Here is a 12,864-nt window from a genome sequence, read left to right on the forward strand (position 1 = left end):
GGAAAACACTATGCGCCTATCACTGCCAGGACTTCGGTTATGGGTTTCAGACCCGCAGCGGAAGCCCTGGCATAGGTTTTTATGGAGACATAAGGGCAAAGTAATATTTTCTTTTATTTTCTGCGTGTGGTTTGCGTTTTCTCTGCCATCCACACTTTTTGAAGATCCTGTTTCGACTGTGATGGTTGACCGGAATGGAAATCTTCTCGGGGCGCGTATTGCCGAAGACGGGCAGTGGCGTTTTCCTGAAGCTGATTCCGTACCCCAAAAATTTGCCACCGCACTGATTACTTTTGAAGACAAGCGATTTTATTCCCATCCGGGTGTTGACCCGCTGGCAATGGCGCGTGCGATCAGGCTGAATCTCTCCAGCGGAGGCATTGTCAGTGGAGGAAGTACCCTGAGTATGCAGGTAATCCGCCTTTCGAGAAAAGGCAAATCGCGAACATTTGCAGAAAAATTTCTGGAAATACTGCTGGCGCTAAGACTGGAAATGCGCTATTCGAAAGAAGAAATTCTCCGTCTGTATGCGGCTCATGCACCCTTTGGCGGTAACGTCGTCGGCCTGGATGCTGCTTCATGGAAATACTTTGGCAGAGAAACACACAAGCTCTCCTGGTCTGAGTCTGCGATGCTGGCAGTTTTGCCCAATGCGCCCAGCCTGATTCACCCCGGCAAAAACCGTGATGCTCTGCTGACTAAACGCAACCGCCTGCTGGCGCGATTGTCTGAATCAGGGGTAATTGATTCCACCACCGCCCGGCTCGCAATGCTGGAAAGCCTGCCCGAAAAACCGTTGCCGATTCCTTCCTATGCACCCCATTTATTAGAACAAATTCACCAGGAAAATGTCGCACAGCATAAGATTGCCATTACACGTACAACCCTGAGGCAAAATATTCAACTACAGGCAAATGCAATCATCAGCCGCAGAAATGTGCATTTACAGCAAAATGGTATTCACAATGCTGCAGCTTTGATTCTGGAGGTAGAAACCGGCGATGTCGTTGCTTATGTGGGAAATACGCCATGTGAGGCGGGCGAGAATGGCTGTGCGGTCGATTTGGTTACCTCTTTGCGAAGTTCGGGCAGTATTTTGAAACCTTTTCTGTTTGCCTCCATGCTCAATGACGGGGAGTTATTACCCGGCATGTTGGTTCCTGATATTCCTTCTCATTATTCGGGGTTTAGTCCTACCAATTATGACCGCACGTATAGTGGCGCAGTTCCAGCCCGCAGGGCGCTTTCCCGGTCGCTCAACATCCCCGCCGTGCGGATGCTCAAAGATTATGGGATCGCCCGATTTCTGAATATTCTTCGCGACTGGGGCATTACGACTTTGGGCCGTTCTGCCGATCATTACGGACTAACGCTGATACTTGGTGGCGGCGAGGTGCGTTTGTGGGAGCTCGCAGGCGTTTACGCCAGTATGAGCCGGACGCTGGCTGACTATCCTTCCTACAGTGGGCTTTATGACCCGGCGGGATTCCGTCCGCCCAACTACCATCTGGAAAAATCACGGGGCAGGCTTTCCGCTTCCCAATTTGATCAGCTGCAAAAATCAGGTCATGTAAGTGCAGCCGCAGTCTGGCATACTTTCGAAGCAATGGTAGCGGTAACGCGCCCCGAAAATGAGAGTTTTTGGGAGAATTTTTCTTCCTCGGAAAAAATCGCATGGAAGACAGGCACCAGTTATGGAAACCGGGACGCATGGTCGGTAGGCTGTACGCCTGATTTTGTCGTGGCGGTCTGGGTGGGCAATGCAGATGGGGAAGGGCGAACCGGACTGACGGGCGCGACATCGGCAGCGCCGGTCATGTTTGACCTGTTTAATGCATTGGGTACACAGCAGCGATGGTTTTCCATGCCATATGACGAAATGACGCAGGTGTCCATTTGCCGTGAAAGCGGGCATAGGAGCCAGGAAAACTGTCTGGTAGCCGATACTGTTTGGATTCCGCTTTCCGGAACAAGAACGCCCGTGTGTCCTTACCATGAAAGAATAAATCTGGATCATACCGGAACATACCGCGTGCACAGCGAATGTGAATCTCCGCTGAATATGATTCAACGCCCATTTTTTATTTTGCCACCCGTACAAGAAATCTACTACCGTTCCCGCAACCCGGACTATGTACTTCTGCCAGACTTTCGCACCGATTGTCAGGGGGCAGAACTGGCAAGAGGAAGAAGGATGGAAATGATTTATCCGGGGAATGATGCGCGGATTTTTGTTCCCAAAGAACTTGACGGGAAAATGGGCAGTACCGTGTTTGAGGTTGCACATAGAGACCGGACGGCACAGATCTACTGGCATCTGGATGAAAACTTTATCGGGACCACGAAAGAAATTCACGAAATGAGTCTTCAGCCTTCTGCAGGAAAACACAAATTGACGTTGGTAGATGATCAGGGCGAAACCCTTTCCCGCATGTTTGAAATCCTTTCAGAAACAGAAAAATAGCGAGAGAATATGTAAGGAATTTTGTGCTAATCGCTCAATATTTTTCCCACCAATCAGGGGATATAGCAGATTTTTGACCATGCCGGGCAGATTTAAAATTTTGACTTGATGGATTGCGAAAAAATATCCGGTCAATCTGGAAAAATCACGGGCCGGAAGGTTGGAAATTACCAAAGCCGGAATGTTAGAATATCTCCGAAATAGGCAGGCGCTTACAGGTAATTTGCCGCGAAAAATCAAACGAATTAAATAGAAAAGCCCTAGTTTTGAATTGTAAGAAATAACGACAACAGGGAACAATCCCACTACGAATAAAAATATTCTTTAACCTGTACATGATCTGCTGCATGTTATTTTACGCTCAGTCACCACCTTGCCGTTTTATTTCCCATCAACATCATCGTACGCTCTCTTAATTCCATCATTGGTTTGACGGAAGTATTTTTTTATTAAACTGTTTTACCCTGGTCCGGGCTGTTTCCCGGGTTACCGTCAGGATGTTACTTTTCGTCAAACCACACATTCTCACAGTCTGAAGGAGGTTCTGTACGAGTACTTCAACTATCCGCCGATTCATATTCCTGAAATATCGGGCAGGAAGAGTTTTATCCCGTTCAGGCCACCTTCAGCAGCAGATTCTCTTGATAAGAATTGGTTAATAGGTAAGTTCCGTTGGGTGAAAATATTCTTCGGAACTTATTTTTTGTCCACCTTTTGGGGAGACTTGACACTTCCACTCTTTTTTCTTAGATTTGAGTAATCGTGATATATCATATCACTTTTGCCACAAAACACCATACAATTACACATGCCATTCAGGAACACAATACTACGGTATCTCTTCCCCCTGCTGCTCATTCTTAGTCTTGGCAGTGGTTTTCAACTATTCGCGCAGCCGGCTTTATCCTCGATGCGGGCGATTGATTTGCGCAACAATCTGACCATCCCGGCGGGGCCGGAGGCTTCTTCGCTGGGGCAATATGGCGATGTGGGGATTTCCCGCCATACCGGTGCGCTGGACTTTTCGATTGCCCTGGCTTCCATCGGTGACAAGGTACTGAACTGGAATTTCAGCCTTCGCTATGACGGCAGCGGGGTAAAGCCTGACATGTTGCCCGCTCAGGTGGGCCAGAACTGGTCCCTGGAAGGGGGGGGGGTAATTACCCGCAGCGTGCAGGGATTTCCCGATCTGGACAATAACTACTACAACGCCGTGAAACACTGGCAGACCACCCCCACGGAATTTCTGGATCTTATCCACGAAAATTATTTTCTGGATAGCGTCGCCCGTGGCAGTATTGAGACACAGCCCGACCTGTTCAGCTTTAATTTTGGCTCTTTTTCCGGGAAATTTTATATCAAACCCGACAAGACGATTTTCTTTGAGGATGCGACCGACCTGGAGATTATTCCAGCTTATATCACCAATGCAGGCGGCCAAAACGGCGACATCAGCAGTTTTCAAATCCGCGATGCCGCAGGGTTTATTTATACTTTCGAATATCCGGAGACAACCGCCATCACCTACGATGTCAATTATGATTTTCCCCTGGCCAATACCAGCTATACCTACCATTCCGCCTGGTATTTAAAGGAAGTGAAACATCCCAACGAGGGCATGGGCAAAATTACCTTTGATTATGACGTGGTGACCACGCCTTTTACCCCGGTGATCAACAACTGGCTGACCCAATCGATGACCTATACGACCGGCCCCGCTCCGGACGGGTGGAACTGCAACCAGGAATTGTGCGGCGGCACGGCCCCTTCAACAAACAGTGCCTCCGCTACCGTCGCCATTATCACCAATCGCCGGTTTATCAAAGAAGCGAAATTTTTCAAAGGCACTTCGGCCATCGAAAAACTGACTTTCACCAACGCCAACAATACCTGTACCCATGCTTATGGCGGCAAACAACTCAATTCCCTGGCACGATACACCGGTCCGGGTGCTACAGTCGAAAACACCGGCTGGGCCTTTAGCTACGCCTGCCGCGAGGGGCGGTTATTCCTCTCCTCGGTCTATGAACGCAAAAGTACCACTGCCGCCAAACCTCCTTATTCTTTTACTTACAATACGACTCCTATCCCTGCTCCGGGTACCATCGATCGCGATTATTGGGGGTATGCCAATCTGAATAACGGTTCGGGTGCGATCCCTTCCTACACCACCCCGTGCCCGGGCGGTACTACTTATGCCGGTAATGGCGTACGCACCCCCGACGAAACCCGGATGAAGGCCGGCATCCTGACCCAGATCACCTATCCCACCGGAGGTTATACGATCATTGACTATGAAGGGCATCAGGTAGCAAGTTTTGATGTGTGTTTGCCCACGCTGACGCTGGTCGGCGGGCTACGGGTAAAAGAGATTCGGTCTTACGCCAAGACGGGCGTCCTGGCATTCAAAAAGCAGTACAAATATACCGCGGGTCTGGGTTCAGGCGATAGCAGCGGCAAACTGCTGCACCCCTTCCGGATCGGAAAAACGACTCAAAATCAACATTTTCCTCTACAGGCACAGGGGGAATGCAATCCACTGGGAATGTCCTATACCTGTACCTCGGTGACCTTGAATGCGACCCCGACGATTACCCTTGACCGGGTGAGTGGTTCCCATGTGGGTTACTCCCGTGTGGAAGAAATCAATAACGGCAAAACGGTCTATTTTTTTAGAAATATCGTGGGCAATGCTTCGGGCGACAATGGCGATGTGCTCACCAAAGAAATCTATGACGCTGCCGACAACCTGCTGGAAAAAACCGATTACACCTATATCATCGGTACTACCGGCGTATTGTACAGCATGGTAGCCGAAGCCCACGATGTGCAGGATAATAAAAGCGTACTCTGCAAAATAATCGGAACCAACTCGTATGAATGGCGTCTGCCCTGCTGTGGTCCCGGAACCGGTACCGGCGGCTGCCAGCAGTCGGCCACTTTTCAGAGTAAGTTGAAGCGGAATTACACAACGATCGTTTCACGCAAAAAACGGGTAACCACCGAAGTCACCACCTACAACTCCCAACCCTATACCGCCAACCAGACCTCCCTGATCAAAAAGACCGAATACCAGTACAGTTACACCTCGGCTCTCCTGCCTACAGAAGTAAAAATACTCGACGGTGGCAACAACGAACTCAGCAGACAAGTAATGGTTTACCCCACCTCCGGCAACGTTCCTGCGGCTATGCTGACCAAACGGATGTACAGCGAGCCGGTGGAAGTGGTTTATTATATCAACGGATCACAGGTATATGGAACCAAGAAGTTGTATCCCGGCAGTGGGAATGTCCATATTCCGACCACTATTCAGGAAAAATATGCCAGCGGAAGTTATGCCGACCTGTATCTGGTGACCCAGTTTGACACAGCGAACGGAAACATTCGTTCCGCCAAACGACAATACGATCAGGAAAGCAGCTACATTTATTCCAGCGACGGTGCCCGGATCACCGCTGCTGTCGCCAACGCTACGATCAACGAAATGGCCTTTACCAGTTTTGATCATGCAGACAGTTATCAGGGGGGCTGGATCAATCTCAATACCGCTTATGTCAAATACGTAGTCAATGGCGGTGCTTCAGGCAACGGATATTACCAGGCTTCCGCAGCCACTTATCTGGCCAGTCCCGCGTTAACTGCCGGTAAATACATCGTGTCCTATTATTCCAAAGGCAGCCCCATTACGATCTCCAATAACAGCGGTTCCACGACCGTACACCGCAATATTTACGGCAGCGATACCGAACACGCCGGAGGCTGGGTGTACTCCGAACATATCGTCTCGCTGACCCACTCCCTCCGGGTAAATATCCCGGCCGGGGCTTACCTTGACGAGCTGCGCATTTACCCGGCAGATGCTCAGATGAAGAGTTTTACCTACGACAAAAACACCTATCTGCCCCAGTGTATCAGCGACGTGGATGGCAAAATCAACCGCTTTGAATACGACGTGCTCAACCGGCTGATCACAGGCCGGGACGTAAACGACCATTTTGTGCTGACCCATGACTACTTTTATGCCAATACCAGCACCTACAATGCGGTCTATACCCGCCAGATTCAGACTGAGGGCATCACGACTACCCCAGCGGCGGCAGCCCTTACCGGCACCGATGTGCAGCGCAGTTACGCTTACTTTGATGGCCTGGGCCGGGCAGATCAAACCGTGGCCCTTGACGCATCCCCTGCCGCCAACGACAGAGTCAGTTTTCCGCAATACGACACCTACGGAAGACCTTACCGGGAGTACCTGCCCTATACCGTCAATGGCACCGGCACGGCGGTGAACAACAGCTACCGCACCAGTGCAACAAGCGAACAATCCGGCTTTTACACCGCACTGGGCGGAAATGCATTTACCGAACAAATCCTCGAAGTCTCCCCCCTGTCCCGACCGCAAGGTATCAAACATCCAGGGGCATGGAATACGGTTCCTACTTCGGTAAAGTATTCTTTTAACGCGACCAAAGAGGTGCGCGATGCCCGAACCGCCAATGCCTATTACGCCCCGAATACACTCTTTAAAGTAGAAAGCAAAGACGAAGATCAAAAAACCGTCTTAACCTATACCGATTTGCTGGGCCGGAAAGTCATGGAGAACCGGGGCAATACCCTGACTTACTATCTGTATGATCTGGTGGGTAATATCACCGAGGTCATACAGCCCGAAGGGGCCAAACTGCTGCACAGCACCGCTGCTTACACGGTAAATACCCCTGCGGTCAACAAATTTTGTTTCCGCTATACCTATGACAGCCGCTACCGCATGATCAGCAAATACGTGCCAGGAACCCAGGCCGCCGCCACGTACAGCTATGATCGCCTCGATCGGCCAGTGCTGAGCACCGATCCCAATGGCTTCAAAACATTTACCAAATACGACATTCTGGGCCGGGTCATCCTGACCGGAAAATATACCGGTACGGCAACGCCCCAGCCTACCGACGGATTATTCGAAAACAAAACCGCTACCGGACACTTTTATACGACGAATCTATCCTTCCCGACCTCAGCAACCGAAGTCTATACGGTGCAATACTATGACGACTACGACTTTGACGGCAACTATACCGACAATTACACCTATTCGCTCTGGACGACGGCGGAGCAATTTATCTATGCCAACGAGGCGTATCGGTTTGCCCGGGGCATGAGTACCGGCCTCAAGACCGGGGTGCTGAACACTGCCGGAACCGCCCCCACCGTTTTTGCCGAATCCTACCCCTTTTACGACAAGAAGGGCCGGGAGATACTGACCCATTCTGTCCACCCCTACAACGGCACCGACCGGATGTGGCGGCAGTATCACTTTATGGGTTGGGTATTGCATAGCCGGTTGCAGCACACTTCGGTGCTTAACTCGGTGTCCCAAACCTACGTCGTCAACCAACGCTACACCTACGATCATGCGGGCAGACTGAAAAACACCTACCACAAGATCGGCGACAACGGCACGGAGGTGCTGCTCTCCGAAAACACCTACGGCGAGCGGGACGAACTGCAACAAAAACGCCTGGCCGGAAGTCAGGAGGTGGATTATCAGTACAACATCCGTATGTGGCTGACCGACATCAACGATGCCAGTGGCTGTTCGGCCACCGACCTTTTTGCCCAGCGGATCAACTACAACACCGCCAATGCCAACCTGAGCGCCGCCGCCCATTACAACGGCAATATTTCCTCGATCGAATGGCGGGTCGGTGCCAACTGCCAGGTCAACGGCCAAAACCGCAACAAAGCCGCCTACGGCTTCACCTACGACAGCCAGAACCGGCTGACCAAAGCCGTTTACGGCGAATACAACAGCAGCAACGCCTGGCAAAGTAGCGCGCTCAACCGCTACAGCGTGAATCCCATCACCTATGACGACAACGGCAACATCACGAGCCTCATCCGGAACGGCTGGATCAGCGGCGCGACCTATGGCGACATTGACAAACTCACCTACAGCTACGACGGCGACTACGCCAACCAACTCACCGCCATCACCGAAATCTCCGACCTCACACGCGGCTTCAAAAAAATCTCCTCCGGTGCGGACGGCTACGAATATGACAACAACGGCAACCTCACCGCCGACGGTTATCGCGGCATCACCAGCATCACCTACAACCATCTGAACCTCCCCGCAAAAATCACTTACGACGCCACAAAGTACATCGAACTCACCTACGACGCCTCCGGGCGCAAGTGGAAAAAAACCACCATGGACCGCAGCACCACCACCTCAAAGTACTACTTCGGCCCCATCGAATACAATGGCAGCACGCTCGAAGCGTTGTACCATGAGGAGGGCCGAGCCGTACCGGATGGAAATGGGGGCTACGACTACGAGTATGCGATCCGCGACCATTTAGGAAGCACAAGAGTCATGTTTGAAATGGTAAACGGAACCGCTACGCTGATTGAAGAGCATCACAACTATCCCTTCGGCATGGAGTTGGGCGGCCCGGCCTTTGTGGGCGGTACGAACCCGTACCGGTACACGGGGAAGGAGTGGGAAACCGATTTGGACTTGGGTCTTTACGACTTCGGGGCAAGATGGTATGATCCGGCGGCGGGGCGTTGGTGGGGAGTGGATGCGATGGCGGATCGGGCGCCGGGCTGGACGCCGTATCGGTATGGGTTTAATAACCCGTTGAAGTTTGGCGATCCGAGTGGGAATTATGAAACGGATTACTACTATAATGGAAAATGGATAGGAACAGATAATGAAAATAATAATTTAGTGGCTTTTGTAACTAATAAAGAAAATGCTGAAGAAATAAGGAAGAATTCTGAAAGTGGTAACCTTGTGGACAAAAACCCAGCGTTGAAGAATGGTTTTGAAAATTCCGATATGTTCGTGATGAACAAAGATGTTGTTGATCAAACATCCGCGTTAATTTCACATGCTGAGGGGTTGGGCGGTGATAATGAAGTTCAGTATGTACTGACAAAAAATGAAGACGGCAACTACAAGCGTACTTCCGAAAATATTGGGAATAAAGTAGAATATCTTCCTGGATCAAGAGCTGAAGTGGGTGTACCCCCTCCGGGAGATGTTACAATTCATAATCATCCCCTGAATTTTGGAATATCTGAATCTGGTACTGTAGCGTATCCAGTCGATGCATCTCCCAATAATGATCTTCCTGGGTTTCTCAATTATGAAATGAATATTATTTTTGGAAAAAGCGGCACAAATATTACAACTGTTGCCAATCCCAATACAAGGGAAATCACTGGATCAGATACACGACCAAAAGTAGTAGATGTGTATGTTGGTTCACGTAAAAGATTTTCAACTAGCCCATCTGCAATTCATAATGCCTCTATGGGACCATCAGGAAAAACCTACAAGAAATTTTTAAAAAACCAGTAATCATGCAATGTATTAAAATCTACCTGGTAGTGCCCCTATTAGTAGCGTTGATAAACCCGGTACACAGCCAGGTTTCTATCAATAAGAAAAATCTCATAGGAGATTGGACAACAATAGATTTAGGGCTTGATAGGATTGGTTTGGATACGATGAAAAGAGTTGAGATTGATTGGTATATTATGACAGTGAACGATATTTTGCTTCAAAAAGACACGCTCTTATTTTTCACCAGTGAAGTAACCAGTATTCCCCTTCAGAATAATGTTTTTGCGTATTTCTCTTTGGGCCTGCGCCCGGGAAAATATGTAAACCTTAACTATCATATGTATTATCAGGAACCTCCCGTTGCTTATTTATTTTATAAATACAAGTGGGAAATTCAGAAATATAAAGGGAAGAAATATTTAGTATTAATGTTATCATCTTATAATAGTTTTGAAGTTCCAATAAAAATTCAATTTGAAATACTCGAAATGAGAAAGAAAGATATTCCGGAATCAGATAGTTTTTTTTCAACAGAAACATTTTCCAAAGAATTACTTTTAAAAATTGTAAGAGAATAGACTTATTCTGGCTTCAGTGATTGATAACAAGAAGTAGTGAATTGCAGAAAAAAGGAGGAATGGGTATTTCATCTTAGTATATACGCACAGCCTTTGTGGGCGGCGGGAATCCGTATCGGTACACGGGGAAGGAACTGGAGACCGATTTGGACTTGGGGCTGTACGACTATGGTGCGCGGTGGTATGACCCGGCGGCGGGGCGTTGGTGGGGGGTGGATGCGATGGCGGAGGAGTATTTTTCAATCTCTCCTTTTGCGTATGTGGCGAATAATCCGGTGAAATTTATTGATCCGAATGGGGAGGAGATATGGATAACTACAAGAACAGGAGGAGAGCGATTACAATATAAAAATAGTCAATTGTTGACGGAAAATGGAGAGGCTTATAACGGTAATGATGAATATGCGCTCAATATTGCAAAAGGCTTAAACTATCTGGTTGATAACATGGAAACGGCCAAGGGTTATATAAATGATCTGGCCAATGACACCGAATTTAAAGTAAGTATCGAATTTACAACAGGCTTGGAACAATACAAGGCGGACGGTACGGAAAAGGGAGTTCCGAGGAAAGAATGTTTATAAAAACAGTAACCGGAAGTCCTGAAGGCGACGCTCAGGAGAATACGATTGTTGAAAAATATGAAACACCTGCTGCGAATGAGATTAATACCCATCATCCGGTTCTGAAAAATAATCCTTCGTTACAGGAAGGAGTCCGAAATGATTATTATAATATTCGAAAAACGGTTCGATTTAACGGTTCAACACCCTTAGATCGAAAAAAGAAATAATAAAATGTACCTCAAGTATTGCCTATTAGCATTCCTGATGTGTTCCCTCTGGGTAACGGGACAATCACAAAATTTATTAAAAGAGAAAGCCGAAGTTCATATTTATGCGGTTCCTCTCACAGCAAGAACAAAATTTCCGGTGAGCAAAAAATATTTTCGAAAAATCTATGAGGTGCATGTTTTTATTGATGCTCCTGAAGAGGTTGAATTCATTCGAAAAAGGGTATTAAACTTAATAAAATCCCAACCTGTTACACGAGGAAACATCCGTGCAGAAGTAGAAATTCGAACTCAATTCGGATTTAAAAAACATATTTTTGTTCATCAAGGAGGAAGGATCTCCCTCGGTAAGTATTTCTGTGATGAGGACACGGAGTTGATCAATTTTCTTTCGGATTGCTTGCCCAAAGAATATCAACTTCCATAAGTTCATTTACCTACGTACTCAACAATCCGGTAAACTTTGTGGATCCCGATGGAAATTGGGTGGAACAAATCACTTCCACTTTCGTGGATCGGATATGTAAAAGGCAGCACCCTTGACCTGAGCAACCGCGCGCACAATGCCATCGCTCCCCAATCGGGGGCCTTAACGCCGAGTTATCCGATTGAGGAACTCCAGCTTCCCATGCCGCTCTATTTGAAATATGTAGGTAAGTGGGGTATATTGGGGAGGGAAGTGGGTTTTTGTCCAAACCACCCGCGTCGGCGGGAAGCTCTTTGTGAAGTTGGTGGAGAAGGGGGCGGTGAAAGGGGTAAATCAGGTTGAAAGCAAGGTATTTCTTGTTACAAAAGAAGGCGTTGTATTACCTAAAGGAGCTAAAATACCTGGAGAGTTTATTGAAAATGCACATCGAAGTTCAAATTATGGTATAATGCAAAATGGAAAGTTTGTTGAAAAATTAAGAATTGACCCTACTACTCCTCCGGGTTTTAAGGGGCCAACTCAAAGTCATTTTCATTTAGATAACGGGCCCCACATTTTCGATGCTAGCAAATGGCCTTGGTGGTAAAACAAAATAATAATGAAGAATATGAATTTTAATGAATATTATTGGCACGATGCTATAATTAAAAATATTCAAATAGACAGGACTAATCCGGGTGTAAAGGATACTATTTTACTTGAGATAGAGTGGCCAGAAAATAAAAACAAATCCAATTTCATTTTTGAGGAGGTTTATTGGGCTTGTTTTAATTTGAATTTTGGAATTGCAAGTGATGAGACAATTTTGAGAGCTGAATTAATTGAAGGACAAGACGTGGATTTAGACAACTTCTATTTAAAATGGAATGGTGCGATGAATGATGTAAAATTGTACGCCTATAAAATTGAACTAAATTCGACAGGAGGATCTTTCAAAATTCTTGCAAAAAAGTTTTGGGAAGATAAAATTTAGTAGCCGCTAATGGGGACGTTGATAGAACTGTAGGTTTTGTCGCAGGTTTCAAGCTAAATCGTTCGGTAAAGCTGTTGGTGAAGGGACAGTCAACGTTAGACCCACTATTAACGCCATTGAAAATAGATCATTTTTATCAAGAAATTTACCCAATTTTTTAAATTACCTTAGTTTTTTTTACCACCATGAACCGCAGCACCACCACCCCAAAATACTACTTCGGCAAACAAGTAGTATATTTCGATCATATCAGGGATAAATTCTCGTCAAGTAGT

The 12,864-nt window shown here is 47.5% G+C and carries 8 protein-coding genes; all 8 read left to right on the forward strand.

Features of this window, described 5'->3' with window-relative positions; translation table 11 throughout:
• The first annotated feature begins 10 nt into the window (after nucleotides 1–10).
• The 8 genes from pbpC to R3D00_16570 all read left to right on the forward strand — a co-directional run bounded on the left by pbpC (nucleotide 11) and on the right by R3D00_16570 (nucleotide 12,589).
• Entirely contained in the window at nucleotides 11–2,464 is a 2,454-nt protein-coding gene (gene pbpC / locus R3D00_16535; GenBank protein ID MEZ4774794.1) for a penicillin-binding protein 1C, read from the forward strand.
• Between the two features lie 808 nt (nucleotides 2,465–3,272).
• Complete coding sequence (locus R3D00_16540) at nucleotides 3,273–9,833, forward strand: DUF6443 domain-containing protein (GenBank protein MEZ4774795.1); 6,561 nt, start codon at nucleotides 3,273–3,275, stop codon at nucleotides 9,831–9,833.
• 29 nt (nucleotides 9,834–9,862) lie between these two features.
• Nucleotides 9,863–10,396, forward strand: a complete 534-nt coding sequence (locus R3D00_16545; protein ID MEZ4774796.1) for a hypothetical protein — start codon at nucleotides 9,863–9,865, stop codon at nucleotides 10,394–10,396.
• 95 nt (nucleotides 10,397–10,491) lie between these two features.
• Nucleotides 10,492–10,980 (forward strand): RHS repeat-associated core domain-containing protein, encoded by a 489-nt coding sequence (locus R3D00_16550; protein MEZ4774797.1) that lies wholly within the window; start codon nucleotides 10,492–10,494, stop codon nucleotides 10,978–10,980.
• A complete protein-coding gene (locus R3D00_16555; GenBank protein ID MEZ4774798.1) occupies nucleotides 10,971–11,189 on the forward strand; it encodes a hypothetical protein in 219 nt (72 codons plus the stop codon). Before R3D00_16550 ends, R3D00_16555 begins: the two co-directional genes overlap by 10 nt.
• Nucleotides 11,190–11,193: 4 nt before the next feature.
• A complete protein-coding gene (locus R3D00_16560; GenBank protein ID MEZ4774799.1) occupies nucleotides 11,194–11,616 on the forward strand; it encodes a hypothetical protein in 423 nt (140 codons plus the stop codon).
• A 48-nt stretch (nucleotides 11,617–11,664) separates the two neighbouring features.
• Complete coding sequence (locus R3D00_16565; GenBank protein ID MEZ4774800.1) at nucleotides 11,665–11,958, forward strand: hypothetical protein; 294 nt, start codon at nucleotides 11,665–11,667, stop codon at nucleotides 11,956–11,958.
• A 256-nt stretch (nucleotides 11,959–12,214) separates the two neighbouring features.
• Nucleotides 12,215–12,589, forward strand: a complete 375-nt coding sequence (locus R3D00_16570; protein ID MEZ4774801.1) for a hypothetical protein — start codon at nucleotides 12,215–12,217, stop codon at nucleotides 12,587–12,589.
• Nucleotides 12,590–12,864 lie beyond the last annotated feature (275 nt).

It is taken from the genome of Bacteroidia bacterium (genome assembly GCA_041391665.1).
Classification (GTDB): Bacteria; Bacteroidota; Bacteroidia; order J057; family J057; genus JAGQVA01.